We start from the raw sequence: 19,171 nt of genomic DNA on the forward strand, positions 1-19,171 counted from the left end.
TTTTGGCTGGCATACATTATAACTAATGAGCGCTTATTTTATATTTATATTATACAATCTAGCTGCGTATCAGCTTATCTGCCCATTCTTGTAACTTTTTCATGCTTTCTCTTATTCCCCAATCAAAGACCTGAATCCTTACATTACTATTTTCGCCTATTTTGCTCAACAATAGCTCAAAGCTACTATTCTGCTTTTTCTGAGCATTTATACTTATTGCAAAAGTGACACGCTCCCGAGTGACAAGTGACATTGATTAAGAGGCGAAACGCCTGGAAGTTATTGAAACTGATTTAGGATTGCTATATATCCATCTATTTTGTTTATTTCGTAGATAAAAATTGACGTATTTCTTTGATAATACCGATCATAAAAATAGCTTTCGTTTGCATCCAAAACATCTTTCTAGTTTCCGGATAAAATGCGTGAGCTACATAAGAAGCCGCCATTTGTGCAATCAGAGTGGCAATACCTGCTCCCAAACCACCATAACGGGGAATTAAAATCAAGTTCAAAATAATATTAACCACCGCACCCACAGCGGTTGTAGTGGCCGAAAGATTCAACAGCCCTTCCGTGATTAGCCATGTACTTCTGGCGCTTCCCAAACAAACAAACAGCCCAGCCCAAATCAGGACTGCTAAAGAGGGAGCAGCACCAAGATAGTTTTTTCCATACAGAATATTCACTATCGGCTCCGCAAACAGCGTCACAGGAATTGCCACTGCATATGATATGACAGCCATTAAATATAAGAGTTTTTGCAGGCGGTCATTATAAACAGTTTCACCAATGTCTTTAGCTTTAACAATCGATGGAAAAACAGAGCCGACTATAGCCAGAGGCACAAAATACCATAGTCCAGAAACTTTGACTGCTGCTGCATACAGTCCTAATTCTTCAGCGCTACTAAGCTGTTTCATCATGATCTGATCGATCTGCATATAAATGAAGATCATAAAGTCCGACAAAATCAGCGGCCAGCTTTGCTGGAGCATTTCTACCGCCAGCTTCCCGCTGAATCGCCACCTTAGTATTTGATTCCCATTCACTTGATAAACAATCACCAATCCCAAAGCCCTCAAAGCAGACTCCGTAGCCATCACCCAGGAAAATGCGATCAGTGAAGCTCGGAGATTAATGAGTATAATTTTCACTATGCTCATAATTAAATAAGCGGAATTTGCAGACATAACAGTATATTTTGATTGCACTTGCGACTGAAACCAGAAATCTATGGTTTCAAAAGGCTGAAACAGGCTGACGAATGCTGCTATCCCTACCAACAATTGAGTATAGGGTTCCGTAGGATTCAACAGAATCACTGTTCCTACCGTTAAAAATAAAGCTATCCAGCTACCGATATTTTTTAAGACAAAAACTGTACCGAGAATTTCTTCCTTATTAGACGAATCTCTAGATAGGTCGCGAATCGCGATCGACTTCAACCCAAGGCTAGCAACCGGAGCAAATAGTCCCGCTGTCGCCATCGCATAGTTGAGCAAGCCAAATCTCTCTGGTTGTAGGTAACGAGCGACCCAAAGCCCTACTAGCAGACCCACACCTAGCTGCAAGATCTTGTCAGCAAACAGCCAAGTTGTGTTGATAATCACCTTACGCAGTCCTGGGCTGAGTCTATCGATAAATGCAAAGAGCTTGTCTAATATCATAAATTTTCGATTCGTTACACAGCAGGTGATTTTTTGAAATAGCTCTCTTTCAGTTCAACTCTTTTCTGAAACGTCTAGGCTAAGGCGGACTGACATGACAATGTACCAAAACCAAACGCTGGTTGACCCAAAAAGACCTGTTTCCGTCAGGTTTGTCATTAGTGTATAGGTCAAGATGAAAAGAGGCAAGCCACCTTCCGGCAGTCGCGCGCGGGTTAAATACACCACTCCCTTCACAATATTGTTTAAAAATGACAACACAAATAATATCAATCCCCCCCAACCTAAATCGCAGGCTAAGTCTAAAAAGCCATTGTGAGAATGGGGCGGGACAAATTGGCTTTTAACTATAATAATACCGTGAGCAGGATTTTCCAAACCGCGCCAAGGTTGCCAAAAACCAGCAACTCCATAGCCGAACACAGGCCTTTCATTGATTTTTTCTACGATTTGTGGCCAAAATTCCGTTCGCCCTGTCAACGTCATATCTTTTTGGAGACCACCGACAACGATCGCCTCGAGATTATTAATCACCACAATTGCTAGACCAATACTGATGATTAGGAAAAGTATGACTGAAACGACAGCCCACTGAACCGGCAATTTTTTGATGACGCTGAAATAAAAGCAAAGACCCAATAAAATAACAACCAAGATTCGACTTGCCCCGCTACATCCTTTTTGGACTCCCAAGGAAGCTAACAAACCGAAGACAATCGCCAAACGGCGATTCTTCGGGGAGTAAAAGGCAAACAAAAACCACAAAACCGATGTTTGAGCCATGAAAAATGAAAACTGGTTCTTATGGCCTAATATTCCATTCCAGCACCCAGCCGCATCCCCATTAGTTTTGACCAAACTCCATAATAGAACGAATAAGTTAACCGTGCGCCACCAAGGATATAGCTCTTGCCAACTATATTGTTTTCCTATGTAGATAGCGATAAAAGTTGTTTCTAAAATCACTAAACCGTTTTTTAAGCTAACATCAGTAGAATCTGACCATAACACCGAGAACGATATCATGAATAAAAGCACCGCTAAAGACGGATCGCTAGTCATAGTAATCAATAATGCTTTTAAATAATCTTTCAGCGTCGAACGTAGACGAGGAGATAATATGAACAGGAAAGCACCATAAATTACGATCTGTCCGACAACAGTGGGCATAGTTGTGTCGCGGCCTGCCATCACAGCCGGATGCAACTTGCTAAAAGGCATAACTCCTGCACCAGTCGCTCCTGAAATAGCAAACAGAAGTATGCCACCAAAAAATTTTTCTACCTTGATTCCGAATTTTTGATCTCTGGCTACTGCTTGATACATCAACATCATTACAATAACTGCGATCGCCACAAGAATCAGCAAAAATAAAGGCTCGCGGATAATTTCTTTCATTTCTAGTCCAACCTTAAATATTTCTCTTGATTTGGCTGTTTCTTCACATTATCAGGACTCTTCGTGACTGAGATTCTGATTTATCTAGGCGACTAGCGGACACAGGATTTTTATATTCAAACGTTTCTCAATATTAGACCTCTCCAAAAAAAACAATTTTGAACAGGCAGGATGCCGGCTCCACAATTATTATGCAAGATGTCTATTGTCAGAGCGATAGAGCCGGCGACTTAAGTATTTTCTCTTATGACGAATGCTCTTTGCCTTTTGCCTTCTACTTAGAACCGATAGTTTGGCAGTTTTTTACTCACTAGGTTACGCTAAAGTAACTAATCAAATTACATTGTAATATTGTGAACGCAAGTTTGCCTAGACAAATAATCCCAATACTGACTGGTCTGAGCCTGTTAGCTATAACTGATGTAGCTTCCCCGCAGCCGACAATCGCCCAGCAACCAACTTCACGGAATGGTGCGATCGCTCCTGTGAGAGTCAGATCCTCCAACCCAAGCGGTACTTACACTCTCGGAGGCGGAGACAACCTCCGCATCGATATTTTCGACTTGCCCCAATTCAGTGGCACCTACCAGATTCCTGCGGGTGGGGTGATCCAGTTACCTCTAATTGGCAGTATCTCTATCCAAGGACTGACTCTGGAGGAAGCAAGTACGGCTATTTCCCAAGCCTACAAACCTATTCTCAAACGCCCCCAGGTTACACTCAGTCTGCAAGCAACGCGGCCTCTCAACGTCTGGATTTCAGGAGAAGTTAACCGCCCAGGCTCTTATACCCTTGCCCTCAACTCAGGAGCAGGCAATGTCCCTTCTGTACAATTTCCCACTTTAGTGCAAGCTGTAGAAAAAGCTCAGGGCGTGACCCAAGTCGCTGACATTCGGCGGGTAGAGCTGCGCCGACGAGCGGGCGGAGTGGGTCAAATCCAAACCACCACCTTCGATCTGTGGCAATACTTACAGACAGGCAATGTGCCTGTGGATATTACCTTGCGGGATGGAGATGCCATTTTCATACCCACTGCGACCGCAGTAAATCTAGAAGAAGCCCGCCAAATTGCTATGTCTACCTTTGCCTCCCCCGCCAATCAAGCTCGCACAGTGGCAGTGGTAGGAGAGGTAGTCCGACCGGGACGGTATGTTGTGGTCGGAGGAGATACGTCATCGGGTCAAAGCGTCCAAGGACTGCCAACTGTGACACGGGCGATTCAGCTAGCTGGAGGTCTCAAGCCTCAAGCTGACATTCGCCAAGTTCTAGTGCGCCGCCCCACCAGTGCTGGTAAAGAAAAAATCTTTACCGTCAACCTCTGGCAACTTTTGGAAAGCGGTGATGTCAATCAAGATACGATCGTGCAAGATGGAGATTCCATTGTCATTCTGACTGCGACGGAAATCAATCCGGCAGAAGTATCTCAAATCGCTGAGGCTAGCTTTTCTCCGGCTAGGATTCAAGTGAACGTGGTCGGGGAAATAGTCAGGCCAGGAGTGGTGGAGGTGGCAAGCAACACCACCCTGAACCAAGCGTTGATGGCGGCAGGAGGATTCAATACCAGTAGAGCTAAAAAGACTTCGGTGGAACTCATCCGCCTCAATTTTGACGGCACTGTTTCTCGGCGGATGGTAGAAATTGATTTTGCTCAAGGAATCAATGAGCTGACCAACCCCGTTGTCCACAGTAAAGATATCATTGTAGTCAGGCGCTCTAATACAGCCACACTAATAGACACCGTTAATCAGATTTTAAGTCCCGCTGCTGCCGTTCTGGCATTACCCAGCACTGGTAATGCGATCCTATCATTCCTGAACAACTTGGGGCTTATCAGGTTGCCTAGATAAAATTTGTTAGTGAGGGTTGAACAGTGGGAAATGCTATATATAGCCTTTCGAGCGAAAGATGAGGTACCCGACGGGCATAGGGCCTAGGGCCTAGGGCATACCTCACCACGCTTGATAACCGCTATAGGTGGCGAGGATGCAAAAAAAAACCGCATTGGCATACACGATTTTTACACAGGAAAACGCCTGTGTCAAAATGCAAAACCAACGGATTGTAGGTTTCTAGCTTACAACTCGTGGAGAACTGTAAAGCCGTCCTTTTAGGACGGGGTTTCAAACCCAAATTTTCCTATGAGTACAGGATACAATTTCCAGCCAACGGTCTCGAAGCGCAATGGAGTTCAGCCTCAAGCAGCGCATGGTATCTCTCTAGAGAATACCGAAATTAGCGATGAGCAACAGCCTTTGGATTTGGGCTGGTTGTTTGCCGTAGTGCAAAGAAGAATGGGGATTATGCTGGCGGTCGCACTTTTGCTGGGCGGAATTTCTGGGTCGCTGGTACTGTGGAAAACGAAGAAAATTAACAGGTTCTATCAAGGTGGGGTCCAGGTTTTAGTAGAGCCAATCACGGCTGAAGGTCGATTGTCTCAATTATTGATTCAGTCTCAGAGTGCTAATTTTAGCGCTGATGAAGTTAACAAAGTCGGTTCCTCTGTCGAAGACAGCAGTATGGTAGATTATCCGACTCTGTTGCGAGTTCTAAAGAGCCCGAAACTTTTGATTCCACTATTAAAGAAAGTGCAAGCTAATTATGGAGATATTACTTATACGCAAATCAATAATCAGTTAAAAATTAACCGCATTATCTATTCCAAAGATGGGAAAGAAGCTGGCACAAAAATTATAGAGTTCACTTACCAGGATCAAGACCCGGATAAAATTAAGTCTGTTTTAGGTACTGTTTCCAAATACTATCTAGAGTATAGCCGCCAAGAGCGCCTGAAGCAGACGAGAAGTGGTATGGCGTATATTGATAGCCAGCTCCCAGCGCTGCGGATGCGAGTAGATAAGCTGCAGCAACAATTGCAATTGCTACGCCAGCAAGCTAACCTGAGCTTGCCAGATCAGACCAGCAAAAGCTTTACTGACCAAGCAAGCGGTATTAGCTCTCAGCTAATTTCCATTGAAGCGCAACTTGCTGAAACGAGGAAGTTGTACAAAAATCTTAAGGAGCAGCTAAGTCAAGGAAATACAGCCGGAGTAGTGGCGATCAACCCTAAAATGTATGAGGTATTAGTAGGTCAGCTCCAGACGCTAGAAACTCAACTGGCAGTTAGTTCTACCCAGTATCGTGAAGATAGTCCGCCGATGCAGTCTTTGCGAGAAAAGCAGAAAAATATGCGTCGCCTGTTGGAGAAAGAGGCTGAATCGACGCTCAAGACTGTTCAAGGTCAAATTCAGCAGCTAGAATCTCGGCAGCGAAGCCTGATGGCAAGTGAAAATAATTTGAATAAAACCATCAAAGATTTGCCTTCGGTCATGCGACAGTATGGGGATTTAGATCGAGAGTTAGGGGTGGCGACAGAGAGCCTGAAGGTGTTTTTATCTAAACGGGAAACGCTGAAGCTAGCTGTGGGGCAACAGGACACGCCGTGGACGGTGATCAAGGAACCATCGATCATGACGAATGAACAGGGCAGTCCTTTATCGGTGACTCCTACAAATAAGACGAAAAATTTGGCGATCGCATTAGTGTTGAGTTTACTGTTTGGTCTAGCAGTAGGTTTTCTTGTAGAGGTTCTCGACAAGGTTTTCCACACGCCGGAAGAGGTGAAGTGGGGAACTAAACTACCTATCTTAGGTGTAGTGCCTCGATCGCAAAAACTCAAAAGAATCACCAAAAAATCGAATCATCGTATACCAGCGGTGGAGAATTTTGCCGATGATCCGGCAAAGAGTCGGCAGTTACAGGCGGGGAGCAACAAGTTCCGCACAGATTTAGATTATTCTTTTCTAGAATCATTCGCCTCTCTTTATACGAATCTCCGGTTGCTAAGTCCAGGGATATCGATGCGATCGTTGGTGATTACTTCAGCGGTAAAAGGCGATGGCAAGTCTACCATTGCTTTTCACCTGGCGAAGACGGCAGCAAGTGTTGGTTTGCGAGTGTTGGTGGTAGATGCAGATTTGCGGTTGCCTCAACTTCACCTGTTGTTAGGCTTACCAAACGTGCGCGGACTCACGGATGTGATCGCCACAGACCTCAGCCTCAACGACGCGATTCAAAAATCGCCAGAAGAAAACAACCTGTTCGTTCTGACTGCTGGGCATAATCTCCATGACCCGATTAAACTGTTGTCATCCCAAAAAATGCTTTATCTCATGGAGCAATTTCAAACCTTTTTCGACTTAGTAATTTATGACACTCCACCGCTGGTGGGGCTGGCGGATGCACGTATCCTGGCTGCTGAGACTGATGGCACATTGTTGGTGGTGAAGATCGAGCGCACCGACCGCTCTCTGGTCACTCAAGCATTAGAAGGACTAAAAATTTCCCGTGCTTCTGTCTTAGGAACAGTTGTGAATGGGATTAAAGGCTCTAGACAAGCCTCGTCGCCTAGACCAATGGGTTTTGATACTGGCTACAACAATCAACTCCCGGTTTTGGGTAGTAAAACACCAAATACTCGTATCTGAGCTTGACCAAGAGGTCTACCGAAAGGCTGACCACCAACGATGCAGGGCTGTTTCATTTTCTGTGGATGGGGAGATGGGGAGATGGGGGCAACCACGGGAGATTGCCCCTACAAGAGAATCAAACAGCTCTGTCCCTGCCCTTGGTTGAGGTATCCTACTAGCAGGGAAAAGGATACGGACAAAATCAGAGTTTGAGGCAAAAATGCTATTCTTGAGATAACAGTGATAAACTAACAAACAGAGCTAGCTCTGTCAACCGAGATTTCTCGGTAATTTTAATAAAAAGTAAGATAGTCAACAAAAGTGGGTAAGTTATCTTTAACCAAGGGTGTCAACAGTTGGCGTGATACTTAGGTGTTTCTAAGTTTTGCTGATAATTGGGTCAAATCTGTGTAGACAGCTACAGGAAAAAAAGTTAAAATTTTCACAAAAACGGTAATATATGTAGCGGTACTACATTACCAGAAGTTCGTAAAAGTTTCAACGCAAAAACTAGGTGGAAATATGTTTGTTACCCTGGTCTAAATACACGCTCGTTTGAAAGAACCATTCCCGCAGGCCATATTGAATGGTCGCGGCAGTTAAAACTGCCCTAGTCGTGGCTCGCGCGGGCTACGTCGAACCACCCCTCTCAGGTCTAAAGACGCTGAGTTTCCCACTTACCGAGTATTTTGATGAGTGTATCTTTATGAGTACAGTTATGGTTGTTGATGATAGCGTCACTCTGCGGGAGATGATCGCCGACTTGCTCAAAGGTAGAGGACTCAACGTCACGGTAGCGAGTGATGGCGTAGAAGCTCTAGAGCAAATCAAGGCTAACCGCCCAGATTTAGTCGTTCTGGATATCGTGATGCCCCGGATGAACGGCTACGAAGTCTGTCGTCGGCTCAAAAGCGACCCTAAAACCCAAAATTTGCCGGTGGTAATGTGTTCGAGCAAAAGTGAAGAGTTCGATCGCTACTGGGGAATGAAACAAGGAGCCGACGCTTACATCGCCAAGCCATTTCACCCACAGGAATTGGTCGGCACTATTAAGCAATTGCTGCGAGGTTGAGGTAGAGGAATAGGGACAGGAAAAAAATTGTCTTGAGCGCTGATTATTTCTGCTCCCGCAGCCTCTCTAAACTACTCGATTGACAATAGTCCAAACATCCCCGTCCGATCGCACGTAGGGAACAGTAATACTCTTAAAACCCGTAATAAAAGGCTTGTAATAAACCTGCCAGTAGCTGGGACTAATTTGGTCGGCGATGGCTTTGAGTCCCTTCACTTCCGCCGCCAGTTCCGCCGCCAGTTCATTAATCCGTTCCGCGTGTCCGTGAGCGAGCGCTCTTCCTTCTTCAACTTGCTGCTCCATCGGAGTGATTCTTTGCAACTTTACCGATTGCTGCTGTTTCTGACTTAGTTGAGCAGACAGAGCTGCGATCGCATCATCAATCCCCTTGACTTCTGCTGACACTTGTGCTGTTTCCCTGGCGTGACGCCGATAAGCATCGGCGATCGCTTGGGGCGAATCACCGGCTGGGACAGCAGCGGCAATACTAAGCTGCTGGCGTTCCAGGCGCAATTCCTCAATTTTAGAGTAAATTGCCTCTATATCTGTCTGAAGTTTGTCCACCTAATTACCGCGTGGTTGTTGGATATTTTAGCATATTAACACAAACCAATCACCTAATCGGCATAGAAATTGCATATTTTAGGCGAGCTAGAACCTCGACCCCACAAGAAGTGGAATAGTTGGAAAAATACAAATTTTTATATTTCTCTGTTGAGCGATTGCCGTCGATATCGAGTCTGGTTGATCAGCTCGTGTCCGGTAAAATAAGCATTATACATTGGTAGTGAGGAATGCAAGTCCGAGCGAGTTTTATGAGGATTAAAGTCGTCACTACAAACACAATTCCCAATTCCCATTACCAATTATCAATTATTAATTGAATTTTTTAAGTTGTTAGCCCTTGCTGCCTCAACTTGACTATAGTCTCTACCAAGACATCGGGTTGCACAGGTTTAGATAGATGTCGATCGAAACCCGCAGCAAAAGCACGATCGCGGTCTTCATCCCTAGCATAAGCCGTCAGAGCTATCGCCCAAAATTTCCCTCCCTGGGTGTTCAAAGAACGCAGCCTTCGTAGCAGCGAATAGCCGTCTTCCTCCGGCATTCCAATATCGCTGACCAAAACATCAGGGCTAAACTGCGAAGCCACCTCAAACGCCTCAGCAGCAGAGGATGCAGCCATGACAGCGGCCCCGGAATCTGCCAAGACAAACCTCATAAATTCCCGCGAATCAACCTCGTCATCAACCAGCAAAACCTTAACTCCCAGTAAATTACCAGCGCCAGCCAAAACCTGCCCTTCCTCGTCGGGTATCGAATTTACCTGCATCGCAGGGAGGCGGAAACTAAAAGTCGATCCCATATCCAGTCCCGGACTCTGGGCCCAAACCGTGCCACCGTGGAGTTCCACTAACTGCCGGACGATCGCCAGACCCAGCCCCAAACCGCTATAATTGCGAGTAATCGTAGCATCCGCTTGGCGGAAAGAGTCAAATACGTAAGGCAAAAAATTCGCAGCAACCCCAATTCCCGTGTCGGTAACAGCCAGCTCAACCTCCGAATCAACTCTCGAAAGCCGGATTTCAACTCGCCCCCCGCGCGGCGTAAACTTAATCGCATTCGTCAGCAAATTCCAAATTACTTGCTCCAAGCGGCCAGGGTCTCCTGATACCCAAAATCTCGGATTTAACTGAAATTCAGGATTGCCAGAAACCTCCCCAAATTTGGAAAATTCAGCAGTCTCTAAGCCCAAATCTCCAATTGCAAACCGCAAATCGATCGACTTAGCATCGGCGGCCAACCGCACCGTATTCATCGCTCCTTCCACCATCGAAATCAAATTTACCGCACAAGGATTCAAAGTCAACTTACCGCGAATAATTCTCGAAATATCCAGCAAATCCTCAATCAATTGAGTTTGCAATTTAGCATTTCGCTCAATAGTGGATAAAGCCCGCTCAGTAGCAGCCGGACTCAAACTGCGGTGCCGCAGCATTTGCGCCCAGCCCAAAATCGCGTTTAAGGGCGATCGCAGCTCATGAGAAAGAGTGGCCAAAAACTCATCTTTCATGCGATTTGCCTGCTGAGATTCCTCGTAAAGTCGGGCATTGTCTATCGCCCCCGACACCGCCTGAGCCAACTGCATTAAAATAGTTTCATCATCTTCGGCAAACTCCCCCTCATACTTGTCCGACAACTGAATCAATCCCAGATTTCTGCCGTCCCGAGTCGTCAGCGGTACAGCCAGCCAGCCCCGCATCGGCGGGTGCTTCCCCGCAGCCTTGCCGAACCCCCGCCAGGCCGGGTGAGCATCTAACTCGGTTTGAGTCATCCGCATCGGCTGTTGGTGCTGGCAAACTTGCTGGTAAATGCCCGTACCGTCTGGCTCTTCGCAGTAATCTTGCCACGCGGCGTATTTTTCTGACATGGAAAACTTGCTCATTCCCGCATCCCATGTGGCGGCAGGGTCGAGGTTGACCGCTACCTGGTGGACTTCGAGAATTTGGCGGGCGCTATCGGCTGCTAACTGAAGTATTTCTGCCACAGACAGCGTGGAGTTAATAGCTACTGACGCGGAGGTTAACTTCTGCAGGCGGCGCAAATACGACCGCTCACGGGCCAACGCGCGCGAGCGGTCGTATTCTAATTGTTTGCGATCCGTAATGTCGATCGCCACCCCAAACAGCCGAAGGGGTGTGCCGGATGCGTCAAAAACCACCCGCCCTTTGTCGTGAAGCCAAATCACTGAGCCGTCGGGTCGCACTTTGCGGTATTCCGACTCGTAAACTCCCGTCCCGGTGAGTGCTGCATCCACATCTGCCAAAAACCTTTCGCGGTCTTCTGGATGCACGGCATTCTTTTTTTGCTCAAAAGTACCACAGGTGCTGTCGGGGCCCAAACCCATCTGTGTTTCGGCATTGGACGAACGGCGGACTTCCCCCGATGCCACATCCCAGGTAAAAGCGATCGTGTTAGCTGCTTCTAGAGCAAAGCGCAAATTTTCCTCGCTTTCTTGCACCCGCGTTTCCGATAATTTGCGATCGGTAATATCCCAAACCACGCCGCTCGATCGCACCGATTTACCCGTATCATCATCAAAAAACTTGCCCCTACTCGCGATCCAGTGCAAACTGCCGTCGGGCCAAATGACTCTAAATTCGTATTGGTATTCTATTTTGTTTTCTAAAGCAAAGGCAACAGCGCGGGCGATCGAGGCCTGATCATCCGGGTGAATGCAGGCAAAAAACGCTTCGTAATTTCCCGCAAAACTGCCTTTTTCTAACCCCAATAACAGTTCGTGTCCCTCCGACCAAACCACCTCGCCATTTAATAAATTCCAATCCCAAGTTCCCATTTTCGAGGCTTCGATCGCCAACCTCAGCCTTTCCTCCGAAATTGCCAACTGCGCCGACGTTTTCGCGTATTTCTCACGCAACTGCTGATTTTTCAAGCTTTCGCCCACAGCCCCCGCCAGTCGCTTGAAGTGCCGCCCTTTGAATACGTAATCGCTTAAGCCGGCTTTCATAGCTTCGACTGCCACTTGTTCGCTGCCGCTGTCAGTACACATAATTACCGGACAATTGGGGTAGCGACTGTGAACTTTTTGGAGAATAGTTAATCCGTCGCTCCAGTGCAGTTGGTAATCGGTAATTACTATATCAAAACCGCCGGCTGCCAGGATGTATTCTAGAGTTTGGAGATCAATAACGGCTTTAATTTCTAAATCGGGAAAAGTTTTCCTCAGTTCTCGCTCGATCATCAGGCGATCGTTCGGGTTGTCGTCGATTAACAGAATAGAGAGCATTAGCCTTTGACTTTTTATAGGGGCGCAAACATTTTTAAATCTAACAATATGTTATTGAGCAATCTCGACCATTTAAATATGTACTTGGTGGGTTAATTAGACTTGCCAATAAATTTATTGTATTTGCTTGTATTTTATTATATTTTACAGCTTGTAATATCCTCAACCAGCCTTTTAGGGGCGGGCCCACAAGCAAATTAATTAAGTAAGTTGTTGTAAAATCGCTCAGAAACCATGCTCAGGCGGGAAAGGTGCCAGAGATTAGTTAACTATCACTATACTAATTGTTTATTCTGTCTTCGGGTGTGAACAAGCGGGTTGATTAATTCTTTGAGCTACAGCAGAATATTGCTGTTAAAACCCTCTTCCCTAGAACCTCATCTTTTAAATCCCGATTCACTGCGCGTTGCCGAACTTACTTCCTCAACTCTCGCACTTGCGTAATTTTACCCAGAAGCGGGTACCGATTCCCACTGTGGATTTCAGCCCGATCGCACCCCCCATCCGATCAACTCCTTTGTTCGCTATCGCCAGCCCTATTCCTGTCCCTGGATACACTTCTTGACCGTGCAGGCGATCGAACAACCCAAAAATCCTTTCTTGAAATTTTTCTTCAATACCAATACCGTTGTCTTCTACCCAAAGATAGATATATTCGTCGTCAGCTTCTGCATAAACTCGCACCTGCGGCTCTATCCCAGGCTGCACGAACTTAAGAGCATTGGAGAGCAAATTAGCCAAGACTTGCAGCAGGGTAGCAGGATGGGCCAACACAGTAGGTAGCGTTTCAACAACCGTTATCCGAGCTTGTTTTTGAGCAATTTCCGCCTCTAGTTGCGCGATCGAGCGAGCCACAATTAAATTAAGAGAAACTGCTTGTAGTGGCAAGTTAGCTTTGCTGAGACGGCCGTACTCTAGCAAATTTTCGATTAAAGTATTCATCAGACTTGCAGCGTCATTAATCCGAGACAAGTAATCCTGTGCGGTAGCATCCAACTCGTTGCCTTTATCTTTAAGCAACATTTCAGCAAAAAACAAAATTCCCCGCAGAGGAGCGCGCAAGTCGTGCGAAACTGAATAAGTAAACGATTCGAGCTGTGCGTTAACTTCTTCTAACTCAGCAGTACGCTCTCTCACCCGCTCTTCCAAAGTTTCATTAAATTCGCGCAAAGCAAGTTCTGCTTGCTTGAGTTCCGTAATATCTTCCACCAATCCCTCAATGGTAGTTTCACCTTCTACACTGTAGAGATATTGAGTAAACCGAATCCATTTTACTCGACCGTCTGCCAAAGGAAATGTAATTTCGATATTTTGAGACCGAGACTCCCCTGAACCTAGGGGTTGCACAAACAATTGCTCAAGATAAATCCCTTGGACATCTGCTAAATTGCTGGCATCAAACAAGCGCAAAAAAGCTTGATTGCTTTCCAAAAGCTGCCCCTGGGAACTCGCTCAAAAAACTCCGACATTTAAGCGTTCTAGCAGATAATTAAGTTGATTTTCTAGTCGGGCGACTCGTTCCCAGGCGGCAACTCTATCGAGCACTGCGCGAACAGCAACGCAAAGGCGGACGTAGTGCTTAGGCGACTTGATAATGTAATCGTCCAATCCGGATTTCATCGCCTCTACAGCAATTTCTTCATTACCAGTATTCGTAAACATTATAATCGGGCATTGTGGATAACGCGCTTTGATAGTTTTAAGCACATCTAAACCGTTCGTCCAGAGCAGTTGGTAGTCGGTAATCACCAGATTGAATCGACCTCGATTTAGTGCTTCCACCAACAATCTATTGTGAGAAATTTCCGTTACTTGCAATGGCGAAAATTGCCGCTCTAATTCGCGTCTGACGAGCAGCCGATCAGTGGGGTTGTCGTCAATTACTAGAATGTGTACCACTTTAACAATTTATAATTTTGCTGTTAGTTAGAGTGCCGAGCAATCACTCGGAATAAAAATGTTGGAGGTTGCCTCTTTAAGATGATAGAGGACGAGATTCCTCACTCTAAACTTAATTTCCTCCTTATCATAAAGCTCCGGGTAACGAGAAAGCAAGCAATAAAAATGGGGAAAACGCCACTAGCAGAAAGAGCTTGGTAACAAGAAAACAAGCAATAAAAATCGAGAAACCGCCACTAAAAATGCGCCAATTATAGAGGTTCCGGCAGTTCGGTATAATTGAGCCAATACTGGCTAAAACTCTGCATCATTTCCACTAAAGAAGCAAACCCGACCGGTTTAACCAAATAAGAATTTACCCCTAAATCGTAAGCTCGCTTGACATCAATTGTTTGGCTAGAAGAAGTAAGCATAACCACTGGCAAGCGTTTTAGTTCCGGCTGCTGCTTGAGCCAAACCAGAACCTCGTGACCCGATCGCCTGGGCAACTTCAAATCTAGTAAAATTATCCTAGGTAAAGGATAGCGATCGCGATCGCTGTACTCTCCGTCACCATTTAAATAAAAAACTGCTGCATCTCCATCTCGGACAATTTGCAGCGACGTATTAGCAAAAGCCTCATTTCGCAATGCCCGCTGCATCAATAGAATATCAACGGGGTTATCTTCCACCAGCAAAATCGTCTGCATTTGGGTCATGCTTCCTCAGTTGTATCCAAAATCGACTGCCTTGTCCTACTTGAGATTCCACTCCAACTTGACCGCCCATGCGATCAACTCCTTTTTTTACAATAGCTAATCCTATACCAGTTCCGGGGTAAGCCTCAATACCGTGCAGCCGTTCAAAGACGCGAAAAATGCGTTTTTGATGTTCTAGAGCAATACCGAGGCCGTTGTCTTCTACCCACAGACGGATGATGCGGACTGGCAATAGGCTACTCGCCATCAGTAACTGGGAATGCTCCCACTGTCCCACCGTCTCACTTTCCAATTTTCCCACTGTATTGCTCTCTGTTTCTCCCTCTTGAGGCTGCTCAATTTCCTCAGCCCAGATCTGCACTTGGGGGGGTGTGCCTTCCACAAATTTTATAGCATTGGTGAGCAGATTGGTGATTACTTGAACTAAAGTAACGCGGTGGGCAATTACCGCAGGCAAGGGCGATCGAACACTAATTTTAGCGTGCCTGGATTTAGCGTCAGCTTTTACCATAGCAATTGCCTCGGCCACAACTGATTCTAAGTCCAAAACTTGCATCGATAAATCTGTGCGGCTCAGGCGGCTGTAAGCTAGCAAATCTTGGATTAATTCTTCTAATTGTTGCCCCGAGTTAACAATTTGCTGGGCGTATTCTTGGCCAAGTTCGTCGAGGAGTTCGCGGTAATCTTCTAATAAAGCTTCAGCCAATCCCTGCATTCCCCGCAGGGGGGCACGCAAATCGTGGGCTACGGTATAGGCGAAAGCTTCTAATTCTTCGTTAGCTGCTTGAAGTTGATTGGTGCGGAGTTCTACTCGGCGTTCTAATGTAGCATTGAGCATCCGAATTTCTGCTTCTGCTTGTTTGCGCGCAGTCATGTCAATAGCGGTACTAATTACTAAACTTCTGCCGTCGGAAAGCTTGCCTAAAGGTGCGGAATAAAAGTCCCAAATTCGAGTTTCGCCACTGGCTGTGGTAATCATATATTCGCCTTCAGAAATGCGGGCGTTTAATTGGTGCAGTCGGTCGATATCTGCTTGCACTAGCGATTTGCGGCTGTGGTAAGCTTTTTCTGTCCAATCTTCAATTGTGGGAATTTCTGAGTATTCGTAGCCGGAGAGTTCTGTCCAAGCGCAGTTAATTTGCAAAACTTCTCCGTTTTCAGCGTGCAGCATAATTGGCAGCGGTGCGTTGAGAATGGCGCTGCGAAAACGTTCTTCACTTAATTGCAGGGAGTGGCGATCGTGCTCTAGCTGGTCTAAAAGTTGATTTTGCTTAATTTCGGCATTGTCGCGCAAAGTTCGATCGCGTTTGACCAAATAGAAAACCAACACCATCAACAGGAAATTTATTAAAGCAGCAAGGGTAAAAGTCAGGATTGTCAAATTAGCGCTCCTTTTTGATTCTCGGGCGCGCTGCTGCAATAGCTGAGTTTCTTCGGCAGTCATGACGGCTATCTGCTGCCGAATGCTGCCCATGATTTGCTTTCCCCTACCGGTTTTTACTTGCCCCACGGCTGCTGCTAAGTTTTGTTTGCGTCGCAGATTGAGGGTTTCTTCAAGGTCGGATAATTTAGAGTCGATCGCAATTTTCAAATCGCGAAGGCGCTGTTGCTGCCGCTTGTTGTCGGCGGTTAGCTGCTGCAATCCGACTACTTGTTGGTTGATGCGGGCGATCGCGCTGTGATAGGGTTCTAAATACCGTTCTTCTCCCGTCAGCAAATAACCGCGCTGTCCGGTTTCAGCATCTTTTAAGGTGGAAAGCGTGGCTTCGAGTTCGGTTAAAACTTGGTGAGTGTGGCTCACCCAGCGTTCGTTTTCGACTAACTTGAGAGTGTTGCGGTAGGAAGTGGCCGCATTAAAAATTAGCAGCGCCACGACCATTCCGATACCTGCGGTGATTTGGGGAGTCAGTGATTGTTTCATGAAATAGTCGGCGTGCGAGTCCTGCTTTTTTTTATTTTAGCTGGATACGGACTACTCGAATTTGTGGCGCGGGCCTATAGGGCGGCTAAAGCCTATAAATTTAAGGCTCAAATGTGCAATCAATCTTGTTCCTATTTTAAGTCTATATCTTCCTGGCATCTCCGACTTAAGGGGGATGCCAGAAATAGCTCTCTTGCCTCTCGTGATTCATGCAGGCTCCACACAATCTAGGATGGTTAACAAAGCTTTATTCACCCTGTTTTGTTGCATCCATTATGCTGCTTTCACAGTTTCAAATCGCGGCGCAAAGAAAAGAGTTTTTACCTATTGACTTAAGTTGACTTGTGGGGTATATTTTAGATAATGGGAGTGGTGATATAAATTTAAGTTGTGGCACTATTCCCATTATTAAATAATACCTTGTCAAGCCACCAGTGTCAAGCTTTTTTCCCCAAAAAAAAGGCTGATTTTTCATGATGTGTGAAAAAAATAATTTTTTGCACGGAGGGGAGAAATTGCTAGGGAAACTAACCGCAGATACAGGCAGGTTAAGGGGGATAATTTTCAGCATCAAGAGGGAATAATATCAAATCTGTTAGCATCGGAATTTTTCCTATCTCTATTCTCGACCTCTGCGTTAATCTGCGTTAATCCCTTGTCATCTGCGGTGAATAAATTCTCTTTTTTTACCGCAGATACAGGCAGATTAACACCGATTAACGCCGATGAATTAGATCTATTCCGGTTGCACCATCTGTGATTGTTGACTGTTGAATGTTGACTGGATTTTACTATTGGGAGGCTACCGGAATTGATATGAAGAACAATTGGAGTTGATAGTCGGTTGAGGATTTGGACGATCGCACTGCACTGAGAAAATGATGATTCCGAGTGCAGTGCCGAAACAATATAATAATTACACAACAGCCGCCGCTTTCATCGCGAAAATGCGATCGATCGCATCTTCAACAACCTTATCAGGCGTAGAAGCACCCGAAGTCACGCCCACCACAATTTTACCCTCCGGTAACCAACCTTCAGTTACGACCAAATCTCCGCCCAAAGGCTTGTGTTCGATCCGATTTCCCGGTAAAATACGCTCTGCACAATCAATGTGATAAGAAGGAACCGTTTTGTCGATCGCAATTTCCTGCAAATGCGTAGTATTAGAAGAATTAAAACCCCCAATCACCAGCATCAAATCCAACTTTTCCTCAACCAAACTCAACATAGCATCTTGGCGTTCCTGAGTCGCATCGCAGATAGTATTAAAACTCTGAAAATGCTCGTTCAAATTCTCAGGTCCAAACTTCCGCATCATCGTTTTTTCAAACAACTTACCAATGTTCTCTGTCTCAGTTTTGAGCATAGTAGTTTGGTTAGCAATACCAACGCTTTCCAAATCCACATCTGGGTCAAAACCAGCCGAATAAGCCTTGCTAAATTTAACAAGAAACTCATCGCGGTCGCCCCCATGCAAGATATAATTGCTGACATATTCAGCTTCCTGCAAATTCAGCACAATCAAATACTTATCAGCAAAAGAACTCGTGGCAACAGTTTCCTCATGCTTGTATTGACCGTGAATAATCGAAGTATAATTTCTCTTTTTGTGCTTCTCAACAGTATTCCAAACCTTAGAAACCCAAGGACAAGTAGTATCAACAATCTTGCAGCCCTTATCATTAAGCAACTGCATTTCTTGGACGCTTGCCCCAAAAGCTGGTAAAATTACCACATCGCCGCTATCTACAACCGAAAAATCTTTCTGTCCCTTCTCAACAGAAATAAAACCAACTTCCATATCCCGCAAATGCTGATTGACAGAGGGATTATGAATAATCTCATTAGTAATCCAAAGCCGTTCGGTTGGGAAATGCTGGCGAGTTTCGTAAGCAATAGCTACAGCGCGTTCCACCCCCCAGCAAAAGCCAAAAGCCTCAGCCAGCCGGATCGTGACTGCGCCGCGTTCCAGTCTGTAATTATTGTCGCGAATTTGCTGGATCAGACTGCTTTGATAAGCCGTCTGCATCACGCCAGCTACTTCAGCTTCGTGTCCGAAACCCTTGCGGTGGTAGTTTTCAGACTGTTGGAGCGATCGTTTAAAAGCTTTAGTATCCATGCGGTATCGAGTAGAAATCTAGGTTAATTACCTTTGATTTTAGAATGCCTGGGGTGCGATCGCGATTATTGGCTCAGTAGCGAAGAGGGGATATGCTATTTATACGATCGACACATT

The 19,171-nt window shown here is 45.7% G+C and carries 12 protein-coding genes; 3 read left to right on the forward strand and 9 right to left on the reverse strand.

What is annotated here, in order from left to right; all coding sequences use genetic code 11:
* Nucleotides 1-323 precede the first annotated feature (323 nt).
* On the reverse strand, nucleotides 324-1,670 hold the full coding sequence (locus tag QT996_RS00005; protein WP_333043745.1) for a flippase: 1,347 nt from the start codon (nucleotides 1,668-1,670) through the stop codon (nucleotides 324-326).
* Nucleotides 1,671-1,724: 54 nt separating this feature from the next.
* Nucleotides 1,725-3,068 carry an O-antigen ligase gene (locus QT996_RS00010; RefSeq protein WP_333043746.1) on the reverse strand — a complete coding sequence of 448 codons (1,344 nt, stop codon included), beginning with the start codon at nucleotides 3,066-3,068 and terminating at the stop codon, nucleotides 1,725-1,727.
* Nucleotides 3,069-3,433: 365 nt separating this feature from the next.
* Here QT996_RS00010 and QT996_RS00015 point away from each other — a divergent pair, with 365 nt between their 5' ends.
* The 3 genes from QT996_RS00015 to QT996_RS00025 all read left to right on the forward strand — a co-directional run bounded on the left by QT996_RS00015 (nucleotide 3,434) and on the right by QT996_RS00025 (nucleotide 8,606).
* On the forward strand, nucleotides 3,434-4,915 hold the full coding sequence (locus QT996_RS00015; protein ID WP_333043748.1) for a polysaccharide biosynthesis/export family protein: 1,482 nt from the start codon (nucleotides 3,434-3,436) through the stop codon (nucleotides 4,913-4,915).
* 291 nt (nucleotides 4,916-5,206) lie between these two features.
* Nucleotides 5,207-7,552, forward strand: a complete 2,346-nt coding sequence (locus QT996_RS00020) for a polysaccharide biosynthesis tyrosine autokinase (protein WP_333043750.1) — start codon at nucleotides 5,207-5,209, stop codon at nucleotides 7,550-7,552.
* Nucleotides 7,553-8,240: 688 nt separating this feature from the next.
* A complete protein-coding gene (locus QT996_RS00025) occupies nucleotides 8,241-8,606 on the forward strand; it encodes a response regulator transcription factor (RefSeq protein WP_039886668.1) in 366 nt (121 codons plus the stop codon).
* Nucleotides 8,607-8,672: 66 nt separating this feature from the next.
* On the opposite strand, the gene QT996_RS00030 is transcribed toward QT996_RS00025, so the two are convergent.
* The 7 genes from QT996_RS00030 to QT996_RS00060 all read right to left on the reverse strand — a co-directional run bounded on the left by QT996_RS00030 (nucleotide 8,673) and on the right by QT996_RS00060 (nucleotide 19,054).
* On the reverse strand, nucleotides 8,673-9,170 hold the full coding sequence (locus tag QT996_RS00030) for a hypothetical protein (protein WP_333043751.1): 498 nt from the start codon (nucleotides 9,168-9,170) through the stop codon (nucleotides 8,673-8,675).
* A 325-nt stretch (nucleotides 9,171-9,495) separates the two neighbouring features.
* A complete protein-coding gene (locus QT996_RS00035; protein WP_333043753.1) occupies nucleotides 9,496-12,414 on the reverse strand; it encodes a PAS domain-containing protein in 2,919 nt (972 codons plus the stop codon).
* A gap of 423 nt (nucleotides 12,415-12,837) precedes the next feature.
* Nucleotides 12,838-13,845, reverse strand: a complete 1,008-nt coding sequence (locus tag QT996_RS00040) for an ATP-binding protein (protein ID WP_333043754.1) — start codon at nucleotides 13,843-13,845, stop codon at nucleotides 12,838-12,840.
* 21 nt (nucleotides 13,846-13,866) lie between these two features.
* Nucleotides 13,867-14,313 carry a response regulator gene (locus QT996_RS00045; RefSeq protein WP_333043755.1) on the reverse strand — a complete coding sequence of 149 codons (447 nt, stop codon included), beginning with the start codon at nucleotides 14,311-14,313 and terminating at the stop codon, nucleotides 13,867-13,869.
* A 251-nt stretch (nucleotides 14,314-14,564) separates the two neighbouring features.
* Nucleotides 14,565-15,011, reverse strand: a complete 447-nt coding sequence (locus QT996_RS00050) for a response regulator (RefSeq protein ID WP_333043757.1) — start codon at nucleotides 15,009-15,011, stop codon at nucleotides 14,565-14,567.
* A complete protein-coding gene (locus QT996_RS00055) occupies nucleotides 14,974-16,932 on the reverse strand; it encodes a CHASE3 domain-containing protein (RefSeq protein WP_333043759.1) in 1,959 nt (652 codons plus the stop codon). Before QT996_RS00055 ends, QT996_RS00050 begins: the two co-directional genes overlap by 38 nt.
* A gap of 916 nt (nucleotides 16,933-17,848) precedes the next feature.
* Entirely contained in the window at nucleotides 17,849-19,054 is a 1,206-nt protein-coding gene (locus QT996_RS00060; RefSeq protein ID WP_333043761.1) for a 4-hydroxy-3-methylbut-2-enyl diphosphate reductase, read from the reverse strand.
* Nucleotides 19,055-19,171: the final 117 nt, after the last annotated feature.

Source organism: Microcoleus sp. S13C4 (assembly GCF_036700865.1).
Lineage (GTDB): Bacteria > Cyanobacteriota > Cyanobacteriia > Cyanobacteriales > Microcoleaceae > Microcoleus.

Excerpts from the sequence above, each read along its gene's own strand:
- QT996_RS00005 (WP_333043745.1), bottom strand. The coding sequence starts at position 1,670 with ATGATATTAGACAAGCTCTTTGCATTTATCGATAGACTCAGCCCAGGA.
- QT996_RS00010 (WP_333043746.1), bottom strand. The coding sequence starts at position 3,068 with ATGAAAGAAATTATCCGCGAGCCTTTATTTTTGCTGATTCTTGTGGCG.
- QT996_RS00020 (WP_333043750.1), top strand. The coding sequence starts at position 5,207 with ATGAGTACAGGATACAATTTCCAGCCAACGGTCTCGAAGCGCAATGGA.
- QT996_RS00025 (WP_039886668.1), top strand. The coding sequence starts at position 8,241 with ATGAGTACAGTTATGGTTGTTGATGATAGCGTCACTCTGCGGGAGATG.
- QT996_RS00035 (WP_333043753.1), bottom strand. The coding sequence starts at position 12,414 with ATGCTCTCTATTCTGTTAATCGACGACAACCCGAACGATCGCCTGATG.
- QT996_RS00050 (WP_333043757.1), bottom strand. The coding sequence starts at position 15,011 with ATGACCCAAATGCAGACGATTTTGCTGGTGGAAGATAACCCCGTTGAT.
- QT996_RS00055 (WP_333043759.1), bottom strand. The coding sequence starts at position 16,932 with ATGAAACAATCACTGACTCCCCAAATCACCGCAGGTATCGGAATGGTC.
- QT996_RS00060 (WP_333043761.1), bottom strand. The coding sequence starts at position 19,054 with ATGGATACTAAAGCTTTTAAACGATCGCTCCAACAGTCTGAAAACTAC.